Source organism: Streptomyces sp. NPDC002643 (assembly GCF_053592555.1).
This window is the reverse complement of record NZ_JBSFVY010000001.1, coordinates 521,070-546,712: the sequence shown is the minus strand read 5'-3', so window position 1 is coordinate 546,712 and position 25,643 is coordinate 521,070. Positions and strand designations below refer to the sequence as shown.

The 25,643-nt window shown below is 71.5% G+C and carries 23 protein-coding genes; 9 read left to right on the top strand and 14 right to left on the bottom strand.

Translation table 11 applies throughout. The annotated features are described in order from the left end of the window. Nucleotides 1-37: 37 nt before the first annotated feature. From ACWD4G_RS02425 to ACWD4G_RS02405, 5 genes are all read right to left on the bottom strand, one after another. The gene (locus ACWD4G_RS02425; protein ID WP_451290233.1) at nt 38-892 is read right to left on the bottom strand and encodes an SGNH/GDSL hydrolase family protein; all 855 of its coding nucleotides are present in this window, start codon (nt 890-892) and stop codon (nt 38-40) included. Further along, the gene (locus ACWD4G_RS02420) at nt 889-2,064 is read right to left on the bottom strand and encodes a glycosyltransferase (RefSeq protein WP_451290288.1); all 1,176 of its coding nucleotides are present in this window, start codon (nt 2,062-2,064) and stop codon (nt 889-891) included. The genes ACWD4G_RS02425 and ACWD4G_RS02420 overlap by 4 nt, the downstream gene beginning before the upstream one ends. Nucleotides 2,065-2,225: 161 nt before the next feature. Further along, nucleotides 2,226-3,356 (bottom strand): glycosyltransferase family 4 protein, encoded by a 1,131-nt coding sequence (locus ACWD4G_RS02415; protein ID WP_451290232.1) that lies wholly within the window; start codon nt 3,354-3,356, stop codon nt 2,226-2,228. 139 nt (nt 3,357-3,495) lie between these two features. Further along, on the bottom strand, nt 3,496-4,914 hold the full coding sequence (locus tag ACWD4G_RS02410) for a HEAT repeat domain-containing protein (protein ID WP_451290231.1): 1,419 nt from the start codon (nt 4,912-4,914) through the stop codon (nt 3,496-3,498). A gap of 302 nt (nt 4,915-5,216) precedes the next feature. Further along, nucleotides 5,217-5,609, bottom strand: coding sequence for an ankyrin repeat domain-containing protein (locus tag ACWD4G_RS02405; protein ID WP_451290230.1), 393 nt, complete (start codon nt 5,607-5,609; stop codon nt 5,217-5,219). A gap of 322 nt (nt 5,610-5,931) precedes the next feature. Between ACWD4G_RS02405 and ACWD4G_RS02400 the strand changes: the two genes are divergently transcribed. Together ACWD4G_RS02400 and ACWD4G_RS02395 are read left to right on the top strand one after the other, a co-directional pair. Beyond that, the gene (locus ACWD4G_RS02400; RefSeq protein WP_451290229.1) at nt 5,932-6,126 is read left to right on the top strand and encodes a hypothetical protein; all 195 of its coding nucleotides are present in this window, start codon (nt 5,932-5,934) and stop codon (nt 6,124-6,126) included. A 46-nt stretch (nt 6,127-6,172) separates the two neighbouring features. Then, nucleotides 6,173-7,840 carry a hypothetical protein gene (locus ACWD4G_RS02395; RefSeq protein ID WP_451290228.1) on the top strand — a complete coding sequence of 556 codons (1,668 nt, stop codon included), beginning with the start codon at nt 6,173-6,175 and terminating at the stop codon, nt 7,838-7,840. A gap of 275 nt (nt 7,841-8,115) precedes the next feature. Here ACWD4G_RS02395 and ACWD4G_RS02390 read toward each other — a convergent pair whose 3' ends face one another. Beyond that, the gene (locus tag ACWD4G_RS02390; RefSeq protein ID WP_451290227.1) at nt 8,116-9,615 is read right to left on the bottom strand and encodes an SCO1417 family MocR-like transcription factor; all 1,500 of its coding nucleotides are present in this window, start codon (nt 9,613-9,615) and stop codon (nt 8,116-8,118) included. 113 nt (nt 9,616-9,728) lie between these two features. On the opposite strand from ACWD4G_RS02390, the gene yczE reads away from it, so the two are divergent. The 4 genes from yczE to ACWD4G_RS02370 all read left to right on the top strand — a co-directional run bounded on the left by yczE (nt 9,729) and on the right by ACWD4G_RS02370 (nt 13,195). Further along, on the top strand, nt 9,729-10,382 hold the full coding sequence (gene yczE / locus ACWD4G_RS02385) for a membrane protein YczE (protein ID WP_451290226.1): 654 nt from the start codon (nt 9,729-9,731) through the stop codon (nt 10,380-10,382). Next, nucleotides 10,379-11,146: a glycerophosphodiester phosphodiesterase gene (locus tag ACWD4G_RS02380; RefSeq protein ID WP_451290224.1), complete on the top strand. Its 768-nt coding sequence runs from the start codon at nt 10,379-10,381 to the stop codon at nt 11,144-11,146. Before yczE ends, ACWD4G_RS02380 begins: the two co-directional genes overlap by 4 nt. 40 nt (nt 11,147-11,186) lie before the next feature. Beyond that, nucleotides 11,187-12,542: an MFS transporter gene (locus ACWD4G_RS02375; RefSeq protein ID WP_451290223.1), complete on the top strand. Its 1,356-nt coding sequence runs from the start codon at nt 11,187-11,189 to the stop codon at nt 12,540-12,542. A gap of 278 nt (nt 12,543-12,820) precedes the next feature. After that, nucleotides 12,821-13,195: an RNA polymerase-binding protein RbpA gene (locus ACWD4G_RS02370; protein ID WP_003977404.1), complete on the top strand. Its 375-nt coding sequence runs from the start codon at nt 12,821-12,823 to the stop codon at nt 13,193-13,195. A 321-nt stretch (nt 13,196-13,516) separates the two neighbouring features. On the opposite strand, the gene fxsA is transcribed toward ACWD4G_RS02370, so the two are convergent. From fxsA to ACWD4G_RS02350, 4 genes are all read right to left on the bottom strand, one after another. Then, the gene (gene fxsA, locus ACWD4G_RS02365) at nt 13,517-14,113 is read right to left on the bottom strand and encodes an FxsA family membrane protein (RefSeq protein ID WP_451290222.1); all 597 of its coding nucleotides are present in this window, start codon (nt 14,111-14,113) and stop codon (nt 13,517-13,519) included. A 134-nt stretch (nt 14,114-14,247) separates the two neighbouring features. Next, the gene (locus ACWD4G_RS02360; RefSeq protein WP_451290221.1) at nt 14,248-15,045 is read right to left on the bottom strand and encodes a polyprenol monophosphomannose synthase; all 798 of its coding nucleotides are present in this window, start codon (nt 15,043-15,045) and stop codon (nt 14,248-14,250) included. A 581-nt stretch (nt 15,046-15,626) separates the two neighbouring features. Beyond that, nucleotides 15,627-17,240 (bottom strand): amidohydrolase, encoded by a 1,614-nt coding sequence (locus ACWD4G_RS02355; RefSeq protein WP_451290220.1) that lies wholly within the window; start codon nt 17,238-17,240, stop codon nt 15,627-15,629. A 135-nt stretch (nt 17,241-17,375) separates the two neighbouring features. Continuing rightward, nucleotides 17,376-17,816: an Lrp/AsnC family transcriptional regulator gene (locus ACWD4G_RS02350; protein ID WP_451290219.1), complete on the bottom strand. Its 441-nt coding sequence runs from the start codon at nt 17,814-17,816 to the stop codon at nt 17,376-17,378. Between the two features lie 280 nt (nt 17,817-18,096). Between ACWD4G_RS02350 and ACWD4G_RS02345 the strand changes: the two genes are divergently transcribed. Continuing rightward, nucleotides 18,097-18,522, top strand: coding sequence for a hypothetical protein (locus ACWD4G_RS02345; protein WP_451290218.1), 426 nt, complete (start codon nt 18,097-18,099; stop codon nt 18,520-18,522). Nucleotides 18,523-19,157: 635 nt separating this feature from the next. Here ACWD4G_RS02345 and ACWD4G_RS02340 read toward each other — a convergent pair. After that, complete coding sequence (locus tag ACWD4G_RS02340) at nt 19,158-20,330, bottom strand: acyl-CoA dehydrogenase family protein (RefSeq protein WP_451290217.1); 1,173 nt, start codon at nt 20,328-20,330, stop codon at nt 19,158-19,160. A 339-nt stretch (nt 20,331-20,669) separates the two neighbouring features. Between ACWD4G_RS02340 and ACWD4G_RS02335 the strand changes: the two genes are divergently transcribed. Further along, nucleotides 20,670-21,914, top strand: coding sequence for a glycoside hydrolase family 18 protein (locus ACWD4G_RS02335; RefSeq protein ID WP_451290216.1), 1,245 nt, complete (start codon nt 20,670-20,672; stop codon nt 21,912-21,914). Nucleotides 21,915-21,995: 81 nt separating this feature from the next. On the opposite strand, the gene ACWD4G_RS02330 is transcribed toward ACWD4G_RS02335, so the two are convergent. From ACWD4G_RS02330 to ACWD4G_RS02320, 3 genes are all read right to left on the bottom strand, one after another. Beyond that, entirely contained in the window at nt 21,996-22,655 is a 660-nt protein-coding gene (locus ACWD4G_RS02330; protein WP_451290215.1) for a TetR/AcrR family transcriptional regulator, read from the bottom strand. Between the two features lie 152 nt (nt 22,656-22,807). Beyond that, nucleotides 22,808-22,954 carry an SCO1431 family membrane protein gene (locus ACWD4G_RS02325; protein WP_451290214.1) on the bottom strand — a complete coding sequence of 49 codons (147 nt, stop codon included), beginning with the start codon at nt 22,952-22,954 and terminating at the stop codon, nt 22,808-22,810. Between the two features lie 160 nt (nt 22,955-23,114). After that, nucleotides 23,115-24,500 carry a peptidase C39 family protein gene (locus ACWD4G_RS02320; protein ID WP_451290213.1) on the bottom strand — a complete coding sequence of 462 codons (1,386 nt, stop codon included), beginning with the start codon at nt 24,498-24,500 and terminating at the stop codon, nt 23,115-23,117. Nucleotides 24,501-24,683: 183 nt separating this feature from the next. On the opposite strand from ACWD4G_RS02320, the gene ACWD4G_RS02315 reads away from it, so the two are divergent. After that, nucleotides 24,684-25,370 (top strand): uridine kinase family protein, encoded by a 687-nt coding sequence (locus tag ACWD4G_RS02315; protein WP_451290212.1) that lies wholly within the window; start codon nt 24,684-24,686, stop codon nt 25,368-25,370. Nucleotides 25,371-25,643 lie beyond the last annotated feature (273 nt).

The window sequence follows — 25,643 nt, the reverse complement described above, 5'->3', positions numbered from 1 at the left end:
ATCCCGTCCCCCGGTCCGGCTCAAGCCGTCTCGTGCCTCAAGCCGCCTCCGGTCGGTGTTCCGGTACGGACACGGACAGCGACGCGAGCGCCTGGGCCACCGCGTTGGAGGCGGACAGGTCCAGTCGGGCGCTCGTGCCACGGGCCTTGTGGCGTACCTCGGAGGCCGCGAGGGTGAGCAGTTGGGGCAGCAGGTCGGTGCAGCGCCGGGCGACCCAGGCCGTGCCCGCCGTGGCCAGCCACAGCAGGTCGGCGCCACGGGTGGGCGCGGCGAACTCGGGCTCGGGGGACGGGGCGGGCCCCGTCGCGATGCCCGCCTCGTCAAGGAGGGCGTGGAAGCGGACGGCGAGTTGCCGGTGGCCGCGCTCGCCGGGGTGCAGCCGGTCCGCGCTCCACATGGCGCGGTCCCTGAGCCAGGCGCCCTCGGCGGCGTGCAGATGGACCGCCCCGTGGCGCTCCGACAGGGCGTGGACCACGGTGTTGACGGCCCGCTGCCGCCGGGCGAGGGGCCTGGCGAGCGCCCCCGGCAGCCGGAGCATCGACCCGGGGTCGGGCAGACACGCGGTGAGCACCACCGTGTTCCGCTCGCGGAAGGACCGGTACACCTCGTCCAGGCGGGCGGCGACCGCGTGGATGTCGAAGGTGCAGCGCAGGGTGTCGTTGACGCCGATGACGACGGAGGCGACATCAGGCCGGAGGTCCAGCGCGGCGGGCAGTTGCCGTTCCAGCACCTCGCGCGTCTGGGAGCCGCTGACGGCGAGGTTGGTGAAGTCCACGGAGGGGGCGAGCCCATCGGCGAGGAGGGCCGCCCAGCCCCGCCAGACGTCCCCCACCGGGTCCCCCATGCCCTCGGTGAGCGAGTCGCCGAGGGCCACGAAACGCAGGGGTCTCATCCGACGCCCTCCCGGATCGAGCGCGCCGGGTGCTCCGGGCGTCCGACGGGCGCGTCGTGCGCGGCGAGGAAGGCGTTCACTGCGGTCCGCCAGCTGAAGCACTCGGCACGCGCGCGTGCCGCTTCCCTGCGCTCCAGCTCGGGGCGGTCCAGCAGCAGTTCGACGGCGTCCGCGAATGCCTCCCCGTTGTCCGCGGCCGTGGCCCCGGCCGAGCCGATGACCTCCGGCAGAGCGGACGAGGAACTGGCGACGACGGGCGTACCGCAGGCCATGGCCTCCAGCGCGGCGAGCCCGAACGTCTCGGCGGGCCCCGGTGCCAGGCACACATCGGCGGAGGCTTGCAGGGAGCCCAGCATGTCGCGGTCGGCCACATGCCCGAGGAAGGTCACCGGCAGCCCCTTGGCTCGCTGTTCGAGCCGGCCCTTCAGCGGCCCGTCCCCGGCGACGACCAGCACGGCCCGCCTGCCACGCCGCAACAGCGCCTCCAGGGCCTCGATCGCCGTACCGGGCCGCTTCTCCACGGACAGCCGGGAGCACATCACCAGCAACACGTCGTCCACGCGCGCGTGGACATCGCGCAGGGCCGGGTCCCGCAGCGCGGGATGCCGTCCCGCCAGGTCCACCCCGAGGGGAGCGCGTACGACGTTGCGGGCACCGATCCGGACGAACTCGCGCTCCGCGAACTCCGTGGTGCACACCACGCGCGCGTAGGTGTGGGCGGTGCGGACGTTGAGGGCGTCGGCGGTGCGGCGGGCCATGTTCTCGGACAGGCCCCAGGTGCGCAGCACGCCGTCGGCGGTCTCGTGGGAGACCATCACGGCGGGCACCCGGTGCCGCCGGGCCCAGGCGCCGGTCCAGCGCAGGGTGGTCCGGTCGGAGACCTCCAGCCGGTCCGGGCCCAGCGACTCCAGCAGGGCGGCGACCCGGCGCTTGTCGGTGAGGACGCGGTAGCCGCCGGTGCCGGGCAGCAGCGGGCCGGGCAGGGTGATGACCCGGCCCTGTTCGGTCTCACGGTCGGTGTGCCGCTCGCCGGGCACGATCAGCACGGGCTGGTGCCCGGCCTCCTTGAACCCCTTGCCCAGCTCGCGCAGTGCGGTGCGCAGCCCACCCGAGGCGGGCGCGACGAAGTTGGCGAGCCGTACGATCCGCAGGCCCGCCCGAGCACCCTCCACGGCACCCAGACCGGCACGAACACCGTCCACGGCACCCAGACCCGCCCGAGCACCGTCCACGGCACCCAGACCCGCCCGAGCACCGTCCACAGCGCCCAGACCCGCCCGGGCGCCATCCGCAGCGCCCACCGGTGTCCCGCAGATGTCGTCTCCGTGCGCGCTCACGCGGCCACCACCGTCCGCGCCGCCAGCACATCGGCGTAGTGCCCGATCAGCTGGTCACCCACGGCCGCCCAGGTGCGCCCCTCGACCATGACGCGCGCGGCTGCCCCGTAGGAGGCTCGCAGCGCCGGGTCGGCGACGAGCGACGACACGGCGTCGCGTACGGCCGCGGCGTCGCTCGGCGGCACCAGCAGGCCCGTACGGCCGTGGGCCACGAGGTCCAGCGGTCCTCCGGCGGCGGGCGCGACGACGGGCACACCGCTCGCCATGGCCTCCTGCACGGTCTGGCAGAAGGTCTCGAAGGGACCGGTGTGGGCGAAGACGTCGAACGAGGCGAAGATCCGGGCGAGGTCGTCGCCGGTGCGGCGGCCGAGGAAGACGGCGCCGGGCAGGCTCTCGCGCAGCCCGGGCTCGCTGGGCCCGTCGCCCACGACGACGACGCATACGCCGTCCAGGCCGCACACCCCGGACAGCAGTTCGACGTGCTTCTCGGGGGCGAGCCGGCCGACGTAGCCGACGATGACCTCGCCGTTCGGCGCCAGCTCGCGGCGGAGCGCCTCGTCGCGGAGGTCGGGCCGGAAGCGCCCGGTGTCGACGCCACGGGGCCAGAGGCTGACCCGGGGCACGCCGTGGGCCTCCAGATCGCGCAGGGCCGCGCTGGACGGGGCGAGGGTGCGGTCGGCGGCGGCGTGCACGGAGCGGATGCGCCGCCAGGCCGCCGCCTCACCGGCGTGCACATAGGTGCGGGCGTAGCCGGCGAGGTCGGTCTGGTAGATGGCGACGGCGGGTTTGCCGAGGCGCGCGGCGGCTGCCATGCCGCGCACCCCGAGGACGAACGGGCTGGCCAGATGGACGATGTCGGCCTGGTGTTCGACGATCGCCGCGGCGACTCTGCGACTGGGCAGGGCGACACGGACCTGGGGGTAGCCCGGGAGCGGAAGGGACGGGACGCGGACAACGGGGCACGGCGCCTGAAGATCGGCGCCGGCTCCGCTGCCGGCGGCGGTGGCCGGGGCCACGACGAGCGGGGAGTGGCCGCGCGCGACAAGGTGCCGCGCGGTCTGCAGCGCGCAGTGGGCCACGCCGTTCACATCGGGGGGAAAGGACTCGGTCACGATGACGACACGCATACCCGTGTTGTCCTCGCGCTGGACGTGGCCGCGTCAACGTCGATCTTTCCGCCCGGGAAACGTCCCATGAGCGTTGCGCTGCGCGCTTCTCCAGGTCAGGCCGCGTCCATACGCTCCTGACTTCCGAGTAACCCCACGTTCACATCGCGGGCATGTCAGGGCCGATCCTGCTGCGTACGGCGGTCTGGACCTCGGCCTCCTCGGCCGGGTCGGCGGCCAGTCGGCGGAGTTGGTCGACGACCCTGGCGTCGCCGGTCTCGGCGTGCCGGGCGGCGATCTCGCGGGTGGTCTCCTCACAGTCCCAGAGGCATTCGACGGCGAATCCGGCCGGGAAGGAAGGGTCGGTGGCGGCCAGCGCGCGGGCGGCGCGACCGCGTAGATGGGACGAGGCGGTCTCGCGGTAGATGTGGCGCAGTACGGGCGCCGCACAGGCGATGCCGAGCCGCCCGGTGCCGTCCACGAGGGTCCACAGGGTCTGTGCGTCGGGCCCGTCGCCGCGCACGGCCTCACGCAGCGCGCCCAGCACCAGGTCGCTGTCCTGTGCGCCGCCGCGACAGGCGAGCATACGCCCGGCGGCCACGCCCAGCGCGTCCGGCCGGTGCACCCAGCCGCGCGCCCGGTCGACGGCGGCCACACTGCGCATCCGTTCGAACGAGTCCACGGCGGCCTCCACGACCATGGCCGTGCCGTCGCTCATCGCGCCCTCGATCAGGTCGAGGGCGTCGGGATCGTTGCCGTCGGCGAGATAGCGCAACGCGGTGCAGCGGGCACCGTCGTCGCCGGACCGGGCGGCCTCGATGATCTCCGGCCGGTCCTCGGGGGCCGCGACGGCGGCGAGGCAGCGGGCGGCCGGCACATGGAGGACGGCTCCGCGCTCGACGCCCTGCTGAGCCCACTCGAACACGGCGCTGACGCTCCACCCCGGACGGGGCCCGCTCGGCCGCATCTGGCGTTGCCAGCGGTCGAAGGAGCCGGCCTCCTGTGCGGCGCGCACGCGTGTGGAGATCTCTTCGCGGGGGTCGTCGGCCCACAGCCGCCAGGGCCGGGGCTCGAAGGCGTCCCGGACGGTGGCGGCGAGTTCGGCCTCGCCCTCGGGATCGGTGGTGAAGCGGGCCAGGACGGGCTCGGCGAGGGCCCGTAGCCCCTCGTCGTCGTCCCTGAGGGCCAGCTCGTCCAGGGCCCAGGCCCAGCTGGTGCCCACGGCGGCGTACCCGCGCAGCAGTTCGAGCGCGTCCCGCCTGCCGTACGAGGCGAGGTGCCCGAGGACCGCGAGCGCGAGTCCGGTGCGGGACTCGCAGGTGTCGAGCACGTCCTCGGCGTCGAAGAGGTGCCGCTCGATCTCGTCGAGTTCGCCGTTCAGATCGAGGTAGAGCCGGGCGTAGTAGAGGGAGCGGTTCTCCACCTGCCAGTCGTGGCGGGGGTCGCTCAGCACACAGTGGTTGAGTGCCGCGAGCGCTTCGGCCCGCGGGGCGGTGAGCGCGTGCAACGTACCGTCGCCACGGCCCCGCTGGAGCAGGCCGAGCAGCGTACCGCTGGGCGCTATGACCGGTTCGAACATGGGAAACAGCCTCACATCAAGCGTCGACGCAACCGGGGTTCTTGCTTCACCTGGCCGCGTGACAACACGTCGGGGCGCCCGCCGTTTCCTGCTTGCTGTAGACCATCTTCCTCTGCCTCTCGTCGGTGGCCCATGCGGACCGCATCACGGCCCGCGCGGTGCGGCAACACCTGCCCAGCCATCGCGTCCGTGAATCACGACGTCATGATGACCCGGCGGTTCTTCCTGCCGCGACCGAAATTTCCGGCGGCCTTGTACCGCCTCCCCCGTTTTCGTTGTTCTGCCTGGTCAGGATGGGTTGATCAGTGTGCGCCGAACAGCTTCAGCAGTTCGGTCCTGCCGAACATCCGAGCCGTGTCGACCGCGCTCGGAGTGCCCTCGTAGGGGTCGGCGCCGCCCTCCAGAAGGACCTGGATGACACCCTCCTCCCCCTTGAAAACCGCCCCCGCGAGGGGAGTCTGGCCTCGGTCGTTGACGCGGCCGGCCTCCCCGCCCCGGGCAAGCAGCTCCCGTACCGCGTCGGCGTGACCGTGGTACGCGGCGAGCATCACGAGCGAGTCGCCGCGGTCATTGGTGAGGTTGGCCGGAACTCCCGCGTCCACATAGGACACGAGCGCCTCGGTCTCGCCCCGTCTGGCCAGATCGAAGATCTTGGTCGCCAGCTCCACGACCTCGGGGTCGGGGGCTTCGGTCATCACCGGGACCACCTCTCATACACCTACGGGTGACGGACTTCGCAGCATGCGCGTCTCACGAGCGTACGACGGCGAACGGTGCCGCCGTACGAGTGAATCGCCAGGGTACTGGCTCCTCGCGCACATGAGCGGTCACAGCCGAGGCAAAGATCACACCGACCACGCCGGGGCGCAACAGCCCAGCTCGGATGGCCCAGCAACTCCTCACCCACCCAGGTGAAATCAACAGAATTTCACCCATTCGCACCTTTTATCGTATGGATACATGCGGTGACCCTGGAAGAACTCATGGTGACTGTCCCCACCTACCAGGAGAGCCCAAATGATCCTGAACATCTCAGGCGTGGTCCTGCTCGGCGTGATCGTCTTCCTGTTCTTCCGCAAGGACGGCCTGAAGGCCTCGCACTGCGTCGTCGTCACGCTGTTCGGCTTCTACCTCGCCAGCACGGGCATCGCCCCGAGCATCACGGCGGGCGGCGAAAGCCTCGCGAGCCTCCTGGGCGGGATCAAGTTCTGATCCCGCCCGAGGCATTCCCATCCGTACGCACCTCCAGGAGACAGCCGTGGCCCGGGTCCCCCTCCCGCGCATTCTGAGCAGCGGCGGCGCGCGCATCATCAGCACCGGCAGCGCGCACCTCACCAGGGGCCGGGAGCTGGCCCGGACAGCGGCCGACGGCGCCACCGACGTCCTGCACCCGCTGATCACGATCACCCGCGGGCTGCGCAGGCTCGCGGCGGCGGGCCGCACCAGATGGGCCGAGACCCCCAAGGACCGACGGGGATCACTGCTCTTCCTGGCGGCCTCGGTGCTCCTGGTGGTCACCCTGGTGCCGTACGGACCGCTGCTCGCCGTCATCGCCCTGATGGCGGCGGCAGCCTGGGCGGGCCGGGACGGCGCCGCCACGGAGCCCGCAGGCCCGGACGAGTCCCAGAGCCGGCGCCTGCGGTCCCTCTACGAGGCGCTGGTCCCCTCCTTCTCGACCGCCGAGGACCCCGAGCCGCTCTACTCCCACGGCGGCGCCTGGGACAAGGCCTTCCCCACCTACGCCTTCGACGCCACCGGTCGCATCTCGCATCTGCTGATCCGCTACCCCGCCTACTTCACCGACGGCGAGCCCGAGTCCCGCGCGCGCGTCGAGCAACTGCTGCACGCCAAGGCGGGCCGCGGCCGGGAGTACCGCTTCAGCTGGGACGAGGAGGCCAACGAACTCACCGTCGCCGTCCTCCCCCCGCTCGCCACCGACATCGCAGCCCAGCGCTTCGTCACGGCACCGGGCGAGACGGTCCTCGGCTTCACCGACCCGACCCACGTCCAGCGCACCCTCCCCCTGTCATGCGGAGCGTCGGCATCCGCCGGTGCCCCGGGCGCCACGGGTTCCGGGGCGTCAGGAGCCTCGGGCACCTCACAGACCTCCGGAGAGGAGCGACGCGACGTCCCTCCCGTCATCTGGCGCACCGGCGTCCGCTCCACCGAACCCCACCTCCTGGCCGTGGGCGAACCGGGCAGCGGTACGACCACCCTGCTGCGCTCGATCGCCCTCCAGGCCCTCCAGCACGGCGACGTGGTCGTCGTCGAGGGCGGCGGCAGCGGTGAGTACGCGTGTCTGACCGGTCGCGACGGTGTCCTGGCCATCGAGTGCGGGCCGGCCGGGGCCCTGGCGGCACTGGAATGGGCCTCCCAGGAGACGGAACGCCGTCTGATCGCCACGAACGGCGCCCGTCAGGCGGGCCATCCCCCACCGGACGACGCCCAACGCCCCCTCTGGCTGCTGTTGGACCGCCCGAGCGCCCTGAGCCATCTGGCCTCGGCGGACAACCGCCCGGACCCGCAGTCCCTCCTCCAGATCCCCCTGCGCCACGGCCGAGCGGCCAACGTCACGGTGGTGGTGACCGAACACCTCGACCAGTTGGACACCCTCACGGACGCGGTACGGCAGCACACACGCGCGCGCGTGCTGCTCGGACCGGCCACCCCCGAGCAGCTGACGACCGTGCTGGGTGCCTCCCCGCCCACGACCCCCACCCCGGACGTCCCCCCGGGCCGCGGTTACGCCCGCCTCGGCACCGGCCCGATCCTCCGCCTCCAGATCCCGGCCACCCCGGACCCGTACGCCCCCGACACCGACGACCTCCACCGCGAGGCGGTCCTGTCACTGCTCCCACCGCACACGACCGCGACGGCCTCAACCTTGACCAAGACTGCGGTGACGGAACAACAGGGCGCCCAATAGCTCGGGGCTACCCGTCGCATCGGCGACCGCGGCCCGTCACTCGACTGATCGCGCAGTTCCCCGCGCCCCTTGAAGGGGGCGCAGCCCAGCCGTCGCAGCTGCGAGCGATCGCGCAGCTGCGACGGATGCCCACCCCGTCGTCAGAGCCGCGGGCAATCGTGCCGCTGGGGCGGCACCCATCCCAAAGAGAGCGGCACCCGGCACGCGCCGGTGAGCGAGACCCCGGCCCGGCCGACGGCGCCCCTGGGCGCCCGAAACCGACCACCCGCACCCCCTCACGCCACAAAGGTCCGCGGCTCCCCGCTCCCTGCGGCACCCCCGCTCCGCACCAACCGCGCAGCCGCCGCCAACCGCAACGCCGCCTCCTCGGCCACCGCGCCCCCCACCGTGAACGGCAACCGCACATACCCCTCGAACGCCCCGTCCACCCCGAACCGAGGCCCGGACGGCACCCTCACCCCCACCCGCTCCCCCATCTCCGCCAGCCGCGACCCGGACAGCCCGCCCGCCTTCACCCACAGCGTCAGCCCACCCCGAGGCTCCGAGAACTCCCAGTCCGGCAGCTCCCTGCGCACCGCCGCGACCAGCGCGCCCCGGTTCTCCCGCCCCTGCTCACGCCGGAGCTCCACGGCCTGCTCCCACCCCCCGGTGCTCATCAGCCAGTTCACGGCGAGCTGCTCCAGCACCGGCGTCCCCAGATCGGCGTACGCCCGCGCGGCGACCAGGCTCCGGATCACCTCGGGCGCGGCCCGTACCCACCCGATCCGCATCCCCGCCCAGAACGCCTTGCTGGCCGACCCGACGGTGATCACCGTGGACCCCGCCGGATCGAAGGCGCAGACGGGGCGGGGCATCTCCAGATCGGCGTCGAGACACAGCTCGGACATGGTCTCGTCCGCGATGAGCACGGTCCCGGCGGCGCGGGCCGCGTCGACGAGCCCCCGCCGCCGGTCCTCGTCGGCGAGCGCCCCGGTCGGGTTGTGGAAGTCGGCGACGACATACGCGAGCCTCGGCGCGGTGTCCCGCAGCACCTGCCGCCAGCGGTCCATGTCCCACCCGGCGAGCCCCTCCTCCATGGCGACCGGCACCAACCGCGCCCCCGCCTCCCGCATCAGCTGAAGGATGTTGGCGTACGAGGGCGACTCCACGGCGATCCGCTCGCCGCGTCCGGCGAAGAGATGACAGATGGCGTCCATGGCCCCCATCGCCCCGGTGGTGACCATGATCTGCTCGGGCATGGTCGGGATGCCGCGCGCGGTGTAGCGGTCGGCGAGCATGGAGCGCAGCGCGGGCAGCCCGGCCGGATAGTCACCGTGGGTGTGGGCGTAGGGCGGCAGTTCCTCAAGGGCACCCTGCACGGCCCGGGTGAGCCAGGGCTCGGGCGCGGGAAGCGCCGCACAGCCCAGGTCGATCATGGAGCCGAGCGCCTCCGGGGGAAGGGGCTCCAGGCCGCGCGCGGGAAGTGGATTGCCGGCCGGAACGGCCGTCCAACTGCCCGCTCCGCGCCGGGATTCGAGGAACCCCTCGGTGCGCAGTGCCTCGTAGGCCGCCGCGACGGTCGTACGGCTGACGGACAGGGCCAGGGCGAGTTCGCGCTCGGCGGGCAGTCGGGCGGCCACCGGAACCCGGCCTTCGAGGACGAGCACCCGGACGCCGTCGGCGAGCGCGCGATAGGCGGGCGGACGCTTGCTGCCGGGGCCGCTGGGGCGGTCCTGTTGGGAGTTGAGCATGCGGGCGAGCTGCGCGGCCCCCACCGCCGAAGTCCACTGAGACATTTTTCCAGTCCACCTTCCCCGAATTGGCCATGGATGGCGACGGTCCTCAAGCCACAGGGTGTCATGCGTCAGGCCACTACCACCACAGGGACCACCATCACAGGGGGCACATCTTGTCCGGACAACGGCATCTCGTACGGCGGCTGTCACAGCTCTACATCGGTCTGGTGCTGTACGGCGTGAGCATGGCGCTGCTCGTGCGCGCGGACCTCGGCCTGGAGCCCTGGAACGTTCTGCATCAGGGCATCGCCGAGCGGACGGGCCTGTCGATGGGCGTCGTGGTGACCCTTCTCGGTGCCGTGATCCTTCTCTCCTGGATTCCGCTGCGACAGCGGCCCGGCCTCGGCACGATCTCCAACGTCCTGGTGATCGGCGTCGCGATGGACGCGTCCCTGGCGGTCGTCCCCGAGGCCCACGGCCTCGCGGTCCGCGCCCCGCTGATGGTCCTGGGGATCGTTCTGAACGGGGCGGCCACCGGTCTCTACATCGCGGCCCGCTTCGGCCCCGGACCGCGCGACGGGCTGATGACCGCGCTGAACCGGGTCACCGGGCTGTCGGTCCGTCTCGTGCGCACGGCCATCGAGCTGACGGTGGTGGCGACGGGCTTCGCCCTCGGCGGCACGGTGGGCGTCGGCACCCTTCTCTACGCGCTCTCCATCGGCCCGCTCGCCCAGCTGTTCCTGCGGCTGTTCGCCGTCCCCTCGGCATCCGGCGGCAGCACGGTCGTTGCCACCGGGCAACCGAAGGGGGCCATACTGCACCGGTGACCGCGCCCAAACGCCACCCGTACCTCGACCACCCGGGCCCGATCGCCTTCGCCCACCGGGGCGGGGCGGCGGACGGCCTGGAGAACACCATGGCCCAGTTCCGGCGCGCGGTGGAGGCGGGCTACCAGTACATCGAGACCGACGTGCACGCCACGCTCGACGGCAAGCTCGTCGCCTTCCACGACGCGACCCTGGACCGGATGACCGACGGGGCGGGCCGCATAGCGGATTTGCCGTGGAAGGACATACGGCACGCGCGCGTGGCGGGCGTCGAACCCGTCCCCCTCTTCGAGGAGTTGCTGGAAACCTTCCCCGACGTCCGCTGGAACGTCGACATCAAGGCCGAGCCCGCGCTCCACCCCCTCCTCAACCTGATCGCCCGCACCAACTCCTGGGACCGCGTCTGCGTCGGCTCGTTCTCCGAGTCCCGGGTCGCCCGCGCCCAGCGTCTGGCCGGTCCGCGCCTGGCCACCTCGTACGGCACGAGCGGTGTGCTGGGGCTGCGGCTGCGCTCCTGGGGGCTCCCGGCGTCGGTACGCCGCTCGGCGATCGCGGCACAGGTGCCCGAGTCGCAGTCGGGGGTGCCGGTGGTGGACCACAGGTTCGTGCGCGCCGCCCACGCGCGCGGGCTTCACGTCCATGTGTGGACCGTGAACGAACCGCAACGTATGCACCGCCTCCTGGACTTGGGAGTCGATGGCATCATGACCGATCACATCGACACGCTGCGCAAGGTGTTGGAGGACCGGGGCACCTGGGTCTGACGTCTTCGCGCGGCCCGTTCACGGGGAAGCGAGGGCACGGGTGGGCACCGACACCGTGCGGACGGACGCGGACGACGAGGCCGCCGACCGGGGGCGCGAACAGCGCGGATGGTACTTCTACGACTGGGCGTGCTCCGTCTACTCGACCAGCGTGCTGACCGTGTTCCTCGGCCCCTATCTGACCGAGGTCGCCAAGTCGGCCGCCGACGCGGACGGTTATGTCCACCCCCTGGGCATCCCCGTCAGGGCCGGCTCGTTCTTCGCGTACTCGGTCTCCCTGTCGGTGATCATCGCCGTGATCGCCATGCCCCTGGTGGGCGCCGCCGCCGACCGCACCGGCCGCAAGAAGCCCCTCCTGGGCGCCGCCGCGTACATCGGGGCCGCCGCGACCGCCGGAATGTTCTTCCTGGACGGCGACCGCTATCTGCTCGGCGGTGTGCTCCTTGTCATAGCGAACGCCTCGCAGTCCGTCGCGACGATGCTCTACAACTCCTATCTGCCGCAGATCGCTCCCCCCGAGGAACGCGACGCGGTCTCGTCCCGGGGCTGGGCCTTCGGCTACGCGGCGGGTGCCCTGGTCCTCGTCGCCAATCTGATCCTCTTCACCGCGCACGACAGCTTCGGTGTCTCCGAGGGCATGGCGGTCCGTATCTGTCTGGCCTCGGCCGGACTGTGGTGGGGTGCGTTCACCCTCATCCCGCTACGAAGGCTCCGCGACCGCCGAAGCCCGGCAGGCGGGACGAAGGAAGCGACCGCCCCCGGTCTGCGCCAGCTCGCCGCGACCGTACGCGACATGCGCCGTCATCCCCTCACCCTCGCCTTCCTCCTCGCGTACCTCGTCTACAACGACGGCATCCAGACCGTGATCTCCCAGGCGTCGATCTACGGCTCCGAGGAGCTGGGCCTCGGCCAGTCCACCCTGATCGTGGCCGTACTGCTCGTGCAGATCCTGGCGGTCGGCGGCGCCCTGGCCATGGGCCGCCTCGCCCGGACGTACGGCGCGAAGCGCACGATCCTCGGCTCGCTGATCGCCTGGACGGTGATCCTGGCCGCGGGCTTCTTCCTGCCCGCCAACGCACCGGTGTGGTTCTTCGTCCTGGCCTCCGGGATCGGCCTGGTCCTCGGCGGCAGCCAGGCCCTGTCCCGCTCCCTCTTCTCGCATCTCGTCCCGGCCGGCAAGGAGGCCGAATACTTCTCGGCGTACGAGATGAGCGACCGCGGCATGAGCTGGCTGGGCCCGCTACTGTTCGGTCTCACCTACCAGGTAACCGGAAGTTATCGGGACGCGATCATCTCCCTGGTCGCCTTCTTCGTCATCGGATTCGCCCTGCTCGCGAGGGTTCCGGTGCGCCGGGCGATCAGCGACGCGGGCAACCCGGTGCCCGACAGGATTTAGCGTCGGGAGCGAAAGGGCTGTAGTGTACGCGTTTGGCCTGCCAGGCGTACCGTTACTGCGCGTCAAAGATGCCGAAACGCTGGGTGACATCTGCTGTCAGATGTGACAAACCGGGCGCGGGTGGGTACTGAATTGGTTGACAAGGCTGCGGCTACGACGGCGACGCATGACCCGGAACGGGACACGGAACGGGAATCTTTACCGCCGACCGGACGTTGACCGGATGACGACGACAGCGACACCTGTCCTGTGGGCGACAAGCCCGGGAGGCACGATTCATGAGTGAGCGAGCTCTTCGCGGCACGCGCCTCGTGGTGACCAGCTACGAGACGGACCGCGGCATCGACTTGGCTCCGCGCCAGGCCGTGGAGTACGCATGCGAGAAGGGGCACCGCTTCGAGATGCCCTTCTCGGTCGAGGCGGAGATCCCGCCGGAGTGGGAGTGCAAGGTCTGTGGGGCCCAGGCACTCCTCGTGGACGGCGACGGCCCTGAGGAAAAGAAGGCCAAGCCCGCGCGTACCCATTGGGACATGCTGATGGAGCGGCGCACCCGCGAGGAACTCGAAGAGGTCCTTGAGGAGCGCCTGGCCGTTCTCCGCTCGGGCGCGATGAATATCGCGGTACACCCGCGAGACAGCCGCAAGTCCGCGTAGCGGAACACCGAAGTTCAGGGGGCGCCGTACGTATTGCGTACGGCGCCCCCTGGTGTGCCCAGATCCAGGCGCTTCAGGCCGCCGCGCAGCGCTCGGGAGAATGGGCTTCGTTGGCGAGTGCGGGTGATTCGTGGTTGCTCGCGCACTTCCCCGCGCCCCTAAAAGCAAAAAGCATGGAGTGCCCCCGGGTTCTTAGGGGCGCGGGGAACTGCGCGACCAGCCACACACGACCCGCACATGTCCACCGACCGGGGGGCGAAGAGGCGCAGCCCCTGATGATGGTGGGGGAGGGTAGGGGCGGCGGGGGCGAGAGAAACCCCGTCAGCGCGTGAGCGGCGGCCGAGGTTCCTGAGAGGCATTCCCTGCCCCGCCAGCGGGATCGTCGCGGATCACCTCGCCCTGGACGACCTTGCCGTCGGGCCGATGCATCCGTGCCTGCTGGAACGCGTCGCCGAGTGTGCCGGGACCGGCCTGCCGGAGCTTTCGCTCGAAGGTCCGCTCCGTGTAGCGCGAGAGCCACTTCTGAACCGGCGGGATCAGCAGCACCAGCCCCACCGCGTCCGAGATCAGGCCCGGCAGCATGAGCAGCAGACCGCCGAGCATGAGGAAGCCGTTGCCCTCGCTCTTCCCGGCCCCGGTCTCCGACGTACCCGTCCCCATCCCGCCCTGCTGCTGTTGCAAGGTCTCGCTCAGCGCCCGGAACGCCCGGCGCCCGGCCTTCTTGACCACCGCGGAGCCGAGCACGAAACCGGCGACCAGCAGCAGGAAGACGGTGAAGCCGCCGGCCGCGCCCGCGACCACCGTGAGCAGCCAGATCTCCAGCACCAGCCACGCGGCGATCCCCAACAGCAGGAACGTACGCAGCCGGGAGCGCCGGGGCCGAACAGGGTACGCGGGGGTCGAAGCGCCACTCATCATGCCTCCAGTGTGCCTGCCCCCGGCTCAGCACGGCATAAGGGGATGATCAGCCGCGGCTGTGCGCCGGAACGGGCCATCGGGGTCCCGGCCTCGCCGCTCGCCCTCCGCCTCGCTCGGTCCGTCCCGCCGTCCGCTCAGTCCTTCTTGTCGTCCCGGCCCAGAACCTTGCCGACGCGCTCGCCGACACCCCACGCGGTCACCCGCCACAGCGCCTCGACGAGGATGTCGCGGCTCATCTTGGAGTCGCCCAGCTCACGCTCGACGAAGGTGATGGGCACCTCGACGACGTGGTAACCGGCCTTGATGGCGCGGCGGGCTAGGTCGACCTGGAAGCAGTAGCCCTGGGAGGCCACCTCGTCGAGGCCGAGCCCTTCGAGGGTCTCGCGGCGGAAGGCGCGGTAGCCGCCGGTGACGTCACGGACCGGGACGTCCAGCAGGACCCGGGAGTACAGACTGCCGCCGCGAGAGATGAACTCACGGGACTTCGGCCAGTTCACCACGCGCCCGCCCGGCACCCAGCGGGAGCCGAGGACGAGGTCGGCGCCCTTGAGGGCGGTCAGCAGCCGGGGCAGTTCCTCGGGCTGGTGGGAGCCGTCGGCGTCCATCTCGATCAGTACGCCGTAGCCGTGCTCCATGCCCCAGCGGAAGCCCGCGAGATAGGCGGCGCCCAGCCCTTCCTTGCCCTTGCGGTGCAGTACCTGGACATGGTCGTCCTCGGCGGCCAGCTCGTCGGCGAGCTTGCCGGTGCCGTCGGGGCTGTTGTCGTCGGCCACCAGGACATGGGCCTCCGGGACAGCCTTGCGCACCCGGCCGACGATCGCCTTGATGTTCTCCGCCTCGTTGTAGGTGGGAATGATCACCAAGGCCGTGCCGAGCGGGCCGAACCGTCTCTCCTCGCCTGCTGCCGCGAGGGTCCCGTCGCCGTCGTTCACTACTTACTGCCCCTTCGAGTCCGTACGCAGGGGTCCACCATAGTGGCCCGGGCCTGCGAGGGAGTGTCGGCTCATTGTCCAGAGGGGGGTCGAATCAACAAAGGGTGTGGGGGAGCTCAATTCAAACAACAGATGAATAGGAGCGCGCTCTGTACCCCCTGTGCGCCTCCCCAGAACGCGGCGGATAGGGGCCCGACGCCCTTCGGGCCGACCTGGGACCCGCTGGCTGCGGGTCGACCGAGAGCCGTTGTCTACTGAGCGTCCGGGCCCCACCCGGGTCACACCTACCCGACCGAGCCGGAACGTTCCCTCGTCGTGGCGCGAGCCCTGGGCCTGGCTCCCAGTGGAGGTGCGCCGGTGCGGCACACCACCCCTGACCCAGCGGCGCCTCGACGACCGCGCGGAAGTTCCCCGGTCGGACGTCCGGTGGTGGACCCGGCAGAACCTACCCGTCCCCTGCCGTCCACTGTCAACCGTCGTTTGACCTGCGGAGATTCGGCCTCGTGCCGGGTGGAGGCGAAGGATGCGCAGGTCGCGCGGGTCTTGCGGCGGACCATGATCGCTTCGCGGTCGCCGTTGGATCACTCGCCCGGCCGTACGAAGACGGTGTGCCCGCCCACCACCGTCCGCAGGCAGACGGGCAGGCCGGTGCCGGGGCTCAGATCGGGCAGGCCGGGGGTGCCGGAGCGGGGGTCGGTGGACCAGCGGGCGACGCGGTCGTCGGGGGCCTGGACGACCAGCTCGCCGGTGCGCCAGACCGCGTAGTCGGCGGGTGCGCCCGGTACCAGGACGCCCGCGTCGTCCCGTCCGATCGCCCGCCAGCCGCCCCGCGTGTGCGCCGTGAACGCCGCGCGCACGGACACCCGGTGCTCCGGCGTGCGATGGAAGGCGGCGGCGCGGACCGTACCCCAGGGGTCGAGGGGGGTGACCGGGCTGTCGGAGCCGAAGGCCAGGGGTACGCCGACGCGCAGCAGGGCCGCGAACGGGTTGAGGGTACGGGCCCGTTCGACGCCCAGGCGCTGGGCGTACATGCCCTCGTCGCCGCCCCACAGCGCGTCGAAGGCGGGCTGCACGGAGGCGGTGAGGCCGAGTTCGGCGAAGGCGGCGACGGTGTCGGGGGTGAGCATCTCGGCGTGCTCGACGCGGTGCCGGGCGGCGCGCACCCGGGCCAGGCCGACCTTCTCGGCCGCCGCGCGCACTCCCTCGACGACGGAGGTCACGGCGGCGTCCCCGATGGCGTGGAAGCCCGCCTGGAGACCCGCCTCGGTGCACGCCACCACGTGGGCGGCGACGGCGGCGGCGTCGAGGTAGGCCGTGCCGGTGTGCTCGGCGTCGGCGTACGGCTCGTGCAGACAGGCGGTGTGCGAGCCCAGGGCGCCGTCGACGAAGAGGTCGCCCGCGGCGCCGACCGCGCCGAGCGAGCGTGCCTTGACCACGCCTTCTTCGGCTCGCTCGGCCCAGTAGCCGACGACGCGGGGGCCGGGCTCCTCAGCGGCGAGCCTCAGCAGTCCCGTGAAGTCGTCCTCGGAGGAGATCTCGGGGCCCGCGCACTCGTGGAGGGAGCCGATGCCGAGCGAGGCGGCGTGGGCGAGGGCGGCGCGCTGGGCGTCGGTGCGCTGGGCGGGGGTGATGGCGCCGAGGGCGGTGGCGCGTACGGCGTGGTGGGCGTCACGGGTGAGCGGGCCGTCGTCGAAGGTGTCGGCGCCCGGGACGAGGTCGAGCAACGCCGTGGTGACGACCGCCGAGTGGACGTCGACGCGGCTCAGGTAGAGCGGGCGTCCGCCGGTGGCCTCGTCGAGTTCGGCGCGGGTCGGGGGGCGGCCACCGGGCCAGCGGGAGGCGTCCCAGCCATGGCCGAGGAGGACGCGGTCCGCCGGGCGGGCCGCGGCGAATTCCCGTACGGCGGCGAGGGCGGCCTCCAGGGTGGGGGCCGTGGAGAGATCGAGGCCGGTGAGGGCGAGGCCGGTGGCGGTGGTGTGGACGTGGGCGTCGGTGAACGCCGGGGTGACCAGGGCGCCTTCGAGGTCGATCACCTCGTCGACGCCCTCCGCGAAGGCGTCGGCGGCACCCTCGGAGCCGACCCAGGCGATCTGTCCGCGCTCCACGACCATCGCGGTGGCGAAGGGGTCGGCGGGACTGTGGACTTCTCCGCCGCGCAGCAGAACGGTCGCCGGGGAAGGGCTGATCTCACTCATGGGGACCAGTCTCCCGTGTGGCGGGAGCCCCGCCGCACACGGGCCGGGTTCGGGGCGGGCGGAACACGGCTGTGGTCCGTCGGTACCGCGGGTCCGGGACCGGCGGGGGCCGCGCCGCCGCGCGGAGGCCCGGGCTCAGATCCTCGGCGGTCTCGCCTCGTACGGGGTCGACAGGACCACCGTCGTGCGGGTCGAGACGCCCGCGAGGGTACGGAGGCGGGCCAGGAGTTCTTCCAGCTCGTGGGGGGTGGCGACGCGGACTTTGAGGATGTAGTTCTCGTCGCCGGCGACGCTGTGGCAGGCCTCGATCTCGGGGACTCCGGCGAGGCGCTCGGCGATGTCGTCGGGGGCGCTGGGGTCGAAGGGCTTGACCGAGATGAACGCCGTCATCGGCAGCCCGACCGCCTCCGGGTCGACGACCGCGGCATAGCCCCGGATGACACCGCGCTGCTCAAGTCGGCGCACCCGCTGATGCACGGCCGACGTGGACAGGCCCGTGGCCTTGCCCAGGTCGGTGTAGCTCATCCGCCCGTCCGCGACGAGCAGCTGCACGATCTGTCGGTCCAGCTCCTCCATGACGCAAGAACCTACAGGGCGCTTGATCCCCTCGGATACCTGAGCGGCGCAGGTCATGGCCGGTTCGTGATGTGCCGGGGAGTCCGCCGTGCGCCGTCCGGGCGACAACCCGGCCCCGTACCCCGTCGTGCTGGGCATCTGCGAGCGGCATGTGACGAAGACCACAGCACCCGAACAGGCTTCGTGATGCGCTCACGGTTACCGCCGAGACGGGGCGGGAAGTGCTTGCTGTGGTCGAGGCCGCAGCGCCTTCACGGCCCAGCCCGAGGGGGAGAATCCCATGCAGAGTCTTAAGCGCCCTGGTCGTACCGCACCCAAGCGCCTCCAGCCGGTCGTCGAGCCCGAGCCGGAGGGCGTCGAACCGGAGGACGAGTTCGACGCGTACGACACCTTCGAGATGCTCCGGGTGATCTGCCCGGACTGCTCCCAGCCCATCGCCCTGCTGCCCGACGAGGACGCGCTCCCGGAGCACGCCCTGGTCGTGTCGCCGTGGAACCCGTTCGGGCTCACGGTCTGCGCCGGCACGGGCCGCCCGGCCGGTGACGCCCGCTCCGCGGACGAGTCGGCCGAACCGCAGGAGCAGGACACCGCCCTTCTGTTGACGCTCCCTCAGGGACTCGACTGGCGGACCCAGCCCTTCTCGCACGTCGGCGGCCCGGGCTCGCGCCCGATGCGCGTGCCGGTGATGCGCCGTCAGGCCGCCTGATTCCAGCGCCCGCACGACCGCCCGGCAGGTCGGCACGACCGCCCGGCAGGGCCGCGAAGCACGACGTCGGTACGGCCTTCGTCCCCGCACGCGGTCATGAACGCCGGTACGGCCTTCACCGCCTTCGCGCTTCACCGCCGGCCCACATCCCACGGCTCCGCGCGTTCCCGTCGACGCGGCCGTTCCCGGTGACCCGTTGCCCCGTTCGGACCTGTCGCGAACTCAGGCACGATTCCCGGGAGCGGTGACCGCGCCCCGCGTCACGCGTTTGTCGGGTATGACCGCTTCGCACACGATCGCCGGGCGTCGGCAGCCTGCCTTCACGCCCACGTCGGCACCAGCAGAATCGGTTTCCCGGGCGATGGCTCCCCAGCCGTCGGTTCCGGCCGCGTCGCAGGACCCGCCCATCTACCGTGCTCTGCTGCGGACTTGGGCCGATCGCGGGCGCACCCTCCCCGGGCGTCATGACCCGGAGTGGGTGCGGCTGGCGGCGCCTCCGCGCGAGCTGGGTCAATTCGGCGCCGCAGGGGACCCGTTCACGGTGAACGACCCCTATGGCGTCGGTGTGACCTTGACCGCGAGCGGGTCCTTCGGGGGTCTCGTCCACCCACTGAGTGGCCCGTTCCGCAATTCGTTCAGCGTGACTCGGGGCCCGCGAGGTGACGGGCGATGACCATGCGCTGGATCTGATTGGTGCCCTCGACGATCTGCAGCACCTTGGCCTCCCGCATGTACCGCTCGGCGGGGAAGTCCGCGGTGTAGCCGTAACCGCCGAGGATCTGGACGGCGTCCGTGGTGACCTTCATCGCGGCGTCGGTGCACAGCAGCTTCGCCATGGCCGCCTGCTTGGAGAACGGCCGGCCCGCGTCGCGCAGTCGGGCGGCGGAGAGGTAGAGCGCCCGGCCGGCCTCCGTCTGGGTGGCCATGTCGGCGAGCATGAAGCGCAGTCCCTGGAAGTCCGAGATGGGCCGCCCGAACTGCTCCCGTCCGGTCGCGTAGGCGACCGCCTCGTCCAGTGCCGCCTGGGCCACGCCGATCGCGCAGGCCGCGATGCCGAGGCGCCCGGAGTCGAGTGCGGAGAGGGCGATGGCGAAGCCCTGGCCCTCGTCGCCGATGCGCCGGTCGTCGGCGACGCGCACCCCGTCGAAGTGGAGCTGGGCGGTGGGCGAGCCCTTCATGCCCATCTTCTTCTCGGGCGCGGCGGCGCTCAGCCCCTCGGCGTCGCCGGGCACCAGGAAAGCGGTGATGCCCCGTGACCCCTCCCCGCCCGTACGGGCCATGACGGTGTAGAAGTCGGCGATTCCGCCGTGGGTGATCCAGGCCTTGGTGCCCGTGATAACCCAGTGGTCGCCGTCGCGTACCGCCTTCGTCCGCAGGGAGGCCGCGTCCGAGCCGGAGGACGGCTCGGAGAGGCAGTAGGCGCCGAGCAGTCCACCGCCGAGCATCGCGGGCAGATGTTCGACCTGCTGCTCCTTGGTGCCGTAGTTGGCGAGCGCATGGCAGGCGAGGGTGTGGACACTGACGCCGAGGCCGACGGTGAGCCGGGCCGCGGCCAGCTCCTCCAGGGCCTGGAGGTAGACCTCGTACGGCTGGTCGCCGCCACCGTACTCCGCGTCGTACGGCAGGCCGAGCAGTCCCGACTCCGAGAGCAGGCCGAAGAGTTCGCGGGGGAAGCGGCCGGCGTCCTCCTCCTCGGCCGCGCGGGGGGCGATCTCGCGCTGGGTGATCTCGCGGACGAGCGAGATCAGGTCCCGGGCCTCGTCCGTGGGCAGTTGACGGTCCACCGGCTGCGGGGCGTGGTCGGGCATGGCGACGTTCTCCTCCCTTTCGGGAACGTCGGCGGTCGCGCGCCTTGGGTGGGGCGGCTCCGCCGGGTCTCTCAGGTGCGGGCCGATGCTCCGCTCCCGGGTCGCGGAAGCTGCTGACCAGCGACTCTGCGGTGAGTATGCCCGATCGGGACCTTCGAGTCACCAGTTAACGATCGCTTACTCCAAGAAACTTTCCCTGGGCCGTATTGGTCCGAACCATTGACCGATTGGTCTAGTCCTCTTACTGTTTCGGCCAACGCTTTCCCGCGTTCATGCCAATCGGCGTGGTTCATGCCCTGCGGCGTGCGATCACCTCTGTCCCCTGCGAGGAGACACCCGATGCACACCCCGCTCCACCCCCGCGGCCGGGCCCTGCTGGCCGCCGCGTGTTCCGCGGCCCTCGGCGCCACCCTGCTCGCCGGCGCCGGCACGGCGAGCGCCGACCAGAAGGGCCACGCCAAGACCCAGGCCCCCAAGGCCGGCGGCGACAAGGTCATCGGCTACTTCACCGACTGGGGCATCTACGGCCGCCAGTACTTCGTCAAGAACATCGAGACCTCCGGTTCGGCGAAGAAGCTCACGCACATCAACTACGCGTTCGGCAACGTCGTCGACGGCAAGTGCGCCATCGGCGACTCCTGGGCGGACACCGACAAGCCGTTCACGGCCGAGGAGTCCGTGGACGGGGTCGCGGACAGCGCCGACCAGTCCCTGAGCGGCAACTTCAACCAGCTGCGCAAGCTGAAGAAGCTCCACCCGAACCTCAAGGTCATCTGGTCGTTCGGCGGCTGGAGCTGGTCCGGCGGCTTCGGCGAGGCGGCGAAGGACCCGGCGGCCTTCGCCCGGTCCTGCTACGACGTGGTCGAGAACTCCCGGTGGGCCGATGTCTTCGACGGCATCGACATCGACTGGGAGTACCCGAACGCCTGCGGTCTGACCTGCGACACCAGCGGCCGCGAGGCCTTCCCCGAGCTGATGAAGGCGCTGCGCGCCAAGTTCGGCAAGCGGAACCTGGTCACCGCGGCGATCACGGCCGACGCGAGCGAGGGCGGCCGTATCGACGCGGCCGACTACGCGGGCGCGGCCCGCTACGTCGACTGGTACAACCCGATGACGTACGACTACTTCGGCGCCTGGGCCGCCACGGGCCCCACGGCTCCGCATTCCGCGCTGCACTCCTACCCGGGCGCCCCCGAGGAGGGCTACAACACGGCCGCCACCGTCGCCAAGCTGAAGAGCCTCGGTATCCCGTCGAGGAAGCTGCTGCTCGGCATCGGCTTCTACGGGCGCGGCTGGACCGGTGTCACCCAGGCGGCCCCGGGCGGCACGGCCACCGGCCCGGCGAAGGGCACGTACGAGGACGGCTTCGAGGACTACAAGGTGCTCAAGGAGACCTGCCCGGCGACCGGCACGGTGGGCGGCACCGCGTACGCCAAGTGCGGGGACGACTGGTGGAGTTACGACACCCCGGCGACCATCGAGGGAAAGATGAGGTACAAGGACCGGCAGGGCCTCGGCGGAACGTTCTTCTGGGAGTTGAGCGGGGACACCGCGAACGGTGAGCTGATCAAGGCGATCAAGTAGCCGTAGCCGCAAGGCAGTTGGGGCGGAGGGCCGACGGGCCTCCGCCCCTTCCTCGTCTGCGGTGTCATGGCCGGCCGGGGGTCAGTCGTCGCGGCGGGCGGGGGCGGGGGCGACGTAGGCCGGTTCGATCTCCTCGATGGCGCGCATGGCTCCGCCGAGCATCTTGACCAGCAGTTCGCGCATGGTGTCGCGGGACAGGCCGGGGCGGTTGATCCAGTCGAGGGTGGCGCCCTCCACGGCGCAGACCCAGCCGAACAGGCCCATGCGGGCCACCGGCGCTATGTCGCTGCGGCCGTAGGCGCCCTCGGCGATGGTGGCGACGATCGCCTCGCGCACCCCGTCCCGGATGGCGTGCACCTGCGCGTCGAAGCCGACTCCCCCGCTGACGATCGTGCGATAGGCGGCCTGGTTGTCCTCGGCATAGCGCAGATAGCAGTCCATCGTGCGCTGCACCCGCTCCACCGGCGGGAGTCGGAGGCCGCCGGCCGCGTAGGTGATCAGATCGGCCACCGAGTCCTCGACGATGGCCAGGTAGTAGCCGCGCTTGGACTTGAAGTAGTAGTAGATCAGCCCCTTGGCCACATGGGCCTGGCGTGCGATGTCGTCCATGGACAGCGCGTCGTAGGACGTGTCGGCGAACAACTTCCGGCCTATGGAGATGAGTTCGGCGCGGCGCGCTAAGGAACGGTCGGTGCCGCGGGCCCTCGGCGGCTCGGCCCCCCGCTGTTGACTACTATTCAATTTCGGTCCTGGTCTCCAACTGCCGACGGGACATCCGCAGTATGGCAGACCTTGACCATCCGCTTGTTCGACTCGGATTCGACAGAATCGGCGGGCGGAACGGTGGGTGGAACGGTAGGTGGATCAGGTCCTGGGATCGGCCGGGGGTTCGATCACAGCAGCCCCATCTGTGTCACCAGCATCGCGAGGACCACGACGAGGGTCCAGCCCATGAGGTGCTCGACGATCTTCGGTCCGTCGTCCCGGGGACCGCCGGTGCGGGTACGGGCTCGGGTGGCGGTGGCGGAGGTCGCGGTCATGGCAGCTCGCTGGTGTGGTGGGTGTGCGGCGGACTCCCCCCTGCCGTTCCGTCCACCTTGCCACCGGACGGGGCGCCCGGAACCGAGAGCTTGGTCACACGAGGGCGGCCCCCGGGAGCGCCGGGGGCCGCCGTCGTGTCAGCGCACGCCGGCTCTCGTGTCAGCGCACCCCGACCGCCATGAGCGCCGCGCGCTGGCGGGCCGTGGGGCGGGCCGGGAAGTACAGATAGCAGACACCGCCGGTGCCGGAGGAGACATTGCCGGAGGCGTTGTACCGCTTGGTCCTCAGCCAGATGTTCTCCCACTCGCGCCGCCGGTAGACCCGGCGCACCGCCTCGTTGGAGGGGGAGTTCGGGTCGTTGGCGATGACATCGCCGTCGGCGGTGAAGCCGATCACCGTCATCAGATGCCCGGACGTGCCGTAGCCGGCCCCGGTCAGCTCCTCCTCCAGGAACGACTGGGAGGTGATCACCGGGATGCCGCCCGCGATCAGCATCTCCAGATCGGTGAGCGAGCCCAGCCGGGTCACCACGCCCTGGAGGTCGTCGTAGGTGGCGGCGTACGCGGCGTTGAAGGGCCAGTTGCCGCAGCCCTCGTACTGGTAGTCGTAGGTGAACCGGGCGGCGTGGCACACCTGCGGGTCGGCGTAGTCGGGGTTGACCCAGGCCAGGTCCTCGGCGCTGGGCCTGCGGCCCCAGAACTCTATGACCATCTGCGAGGAGGTCGGGCTGCACCAGGCCTCGCCGCCGTTGTCGTACTCGGGGTACTGGCCCTTGTGGGTCTCCTGGGAGTAGCGCGGGACGTTCAGCTCCCGGGCGAGGGCGGGGGTGGAGGCCGGGACGGTGAAGCGGTCGGGGATGTCGGAGCCCATCGCGCCGAGCCGCCAGACCTTCGGGGTGACTCCGGTGCCGGGGGTGCGGTGGAGGGTCAGCCGCAGCCGGTAGGAGACGAGGCGCAGGCCCGTGGCCGGGTCGTCGATGGCGAAGGTGTCGGTCCAGACGCTGCTCCTGCCGTCCTTCTGCCCGTCGACCGACGTCCGCCGGATGTCCTGGTCACCGGCCGCCCATCGGCCGAGTACGTACCAGGGGGTGCCCGTGCCGTCGGAGTAGGTGCCCTCCATCTCGATCTGAATCCAGGTGCCGTCGGGCGCGTCCGCGTTCCAGGAGGCGATGACCTCGGTGGCGGGGACGGCCAGCTCGTGGACCGGGGAGGTCCAGGTGGCGTACTCCCAGGTGGCGGTGCGGCCGGTGTGCGGGTCGGTGTAGTCGGTGGTGCCGACGGGGGTGTCGATCACCAGCCCCGGCCGCACCCCCGCCGTCGCCCGGGTGCCCTCGGCGTCACCGCCGCGCCAGTCGGTGTACGAGGTCCAGGCGCGGTTGTCCACGAGGCGTTCCGGCGCGTGTGCCGGTCGGTCCGGGGCTTCGGGGCCCCGGTCGCCGGCCGGGTCTGCGGCGGCCTGGCTCGCGGCTCCGCCGACCGCCGCGGTGGCGGTGGCGACGGCCGCGGCGATGACGGTCCTGCGGGACGGCTCGGAAAGTCTCGACATCTGTGGGTGACCCCCAGTGGTCCGGAAGAACGGTTCAGACGCACGACTGTTCGTCAACGGTCCGTCAACTATGGACGGTCCGGGCGGACTTCTGCCAGCATCTCGCGCCGCGCCACGCCCACCGATATGGGGCGACACCACTGGCGTGCGCGGACAGCGCGCGCCACGGTGTTCAATCCCCCCATGCACGCCTCGCCCGCCTCCGGATCGCCGACACCCGGACCCCCGACACCCGAAGACCCTGTTCTCCGTGATCTCGCCGACCGGCTGCGGCGGCTGCCGCCCTCCTGCGGCCCGGTCCGGCTGATCGGCGTCGACGGGCACGCGGGCTCCGGGAAGAGCACGTTCGCCGGACGGCTCGCCGAGGCACTCGGCGGTGCGACGCCGGTGCTGCACCTCGACGACATGGCGACGCACGAGGAACTGTTCGCGTGGACGGGACGGCTGCTGAGCCAGGTGATCGAACCGCTGCGCCGGGCCGAGACGGCGCACTACGCCCCCTACGACTGGCGCGAGCGCGGTTTCGGGCCCGCGCGCGCTCTGCCGCTCGCGCCTGTGATCGTCATCGAGGGGGTCGGCGCGGGCCGGCGTGCGCTGCGGCCGTATCTGGCGGAGCTGCTGTGGATGGAGATGCCGAAGGAGGAGGCGTGGGCGCGGGGCAGGTCGCGGGACGGGGCGGAGCAGAGTGAGTTCTGGGACGGCTGGGTCCCGGCGGAACGGCGGCACTTCGCCGACGATCCCTCCCGCCCCTTCTCCGATCTACTGATTCGGCAGGGGCGGACGGGCTACGAGGTGCTCGCGGGACCTGCGATGACTCCTGGATCGGGGCCTGGCTTCACTCAGGGTGACGGGCCATCCGCAATGTGCTGAACCTGTGAAGGCCGTCACCTGATAAGTTCATCAAGTGCCCCAACTCGGCTTGACCCGGGGGCCTTACAGGACTTACGTTCTCAATGTGCGGTCATGCGAAGCCGCCCTCATACGCGAAGCCCCCGGTTGTTCCCCCGTGATCGGGGGCTTCGTTCTGCCCACGGCCGCTTCTGCGGCGGCTGTGGGGCACGATTCCTTCACCCTCGGTCACCGAGCGCGATGCGCCCCGTCTGCTCCCACCTCGTCAGACGAGCGCTGCGGCACCCTTCGAAG

Coding starts and splice junctions, on each gene's coding strand:
- ACWD4G_RS02315 (WP_451290212.1), top strand. CDS start 24,684: ATGCACGCCTCGCCCGCCTCCGGATCGCCGACACCCGGACCCCCGACA.
- ACWD4G_RS02325 (WP_451290214.1), bottom strand. CDS start 22,954: ATGACCGCGACCTCCGCCACCGCCACCCGAGCCCGTACCCGCACCGGC.
- ACWD4G_RS02335 (WP_451290216.1), top strand. CDS start 20,670: ATGCACACCCCGCTCCACCCCCGCGGCCGGGCCCTGCTGGCCGCCGCG.
- ACWD4G_RS02370 (WP_003977404.1), top strand. CDS start 12,821: ATGAGTGAGCGAGCTCTTCGCGGCACGCGCCTCGTGGTGACCAGCTAC.
- ACWD4G_RS02410 (WP_451290231.1), bottom strand. CDS start 4,914: ATGTTCGAACCGGTCATAGCGCCCAGCGGTACGCTGCTCGGCCTGCTC.
- ACWD4G_RS02425 (WP_451290233.1), bottom strand. CDS start 892: ATGAGACCCCTGCGTTTCGTGGCCCTCGGCGACTCGCTCACCGAGGGC.
- ACWD4G_RS02405 (WP_451290230.1), bottom strand. CDS start 5,609: ATGACCGAAGCCCCCGACCCCGAGGTCGTGGAGCTGGCGACCAAGATC.
- fxsA (WP_451290222.1), bottom strand. CDS start 14,113: ATGATGAGTGGCGCTTCGACCCCCGCGTACCCTGTTCGGCCCCGGCGC.
- ACWD4G_RS02340 (WP_451290217.1), bottom strand. CDS start 20,330: ATGCCCGACCACGCCCCGCAGCCGGTGGACCGTCAACTGCCCACGGAC.
- ACWD4G_RS02355 (WP_451290220.1), bottom strand. CDS start 17,240: ATGAGTGAGATCAGCCCTTCCCCGGCGACCGTTCTGCTGCGCGGCGGA.
- ACWD4G_RS02415 (WP_451290232.1), bottom strand. CDS start 3,356: ATGCGTGTCGTCATCGTGACCGAGTCCTTTCCCCCCGATGTGAACGGC.
- ACWD4G_RS02390 (WP_451290227.1), bottom strand. CDS start 9,615: ATGTCTCAGTGGACTTCGGCGGTGGGGGCCGCGCAGCTCGCCCGCATG.
- ACWD4G_RS02400 (WP_451290229.1), top strand. CDS start 5,932: ATGATCCTGAACATCTCAGGCGTGGTCCTGCTCGGCGTGATCGTCTTC.
- ACWD4G_RS02350 (WP_451290219.1), bottom strand. CDS start 17,816: ATGGAGGAGCTGGACCGACAGATCGTGCAGCTGCTCGTCGCGGACGGG.
- ACWD4G_RS02320 (WP_451290213.1), bottom strand. CDS start 24,500: ATGTCGAGACTTTCCGAGCCGTCCCGCAGGACCGTCATCGCCGCGGCC.
- ACWD4G_RS02345 (WP_451290218.1), top strand. CDS start 18,097: ATGCAGAGTCTTAAGCGCCCTGGTCGTACCGCACCCAAGCGCCTCCAG.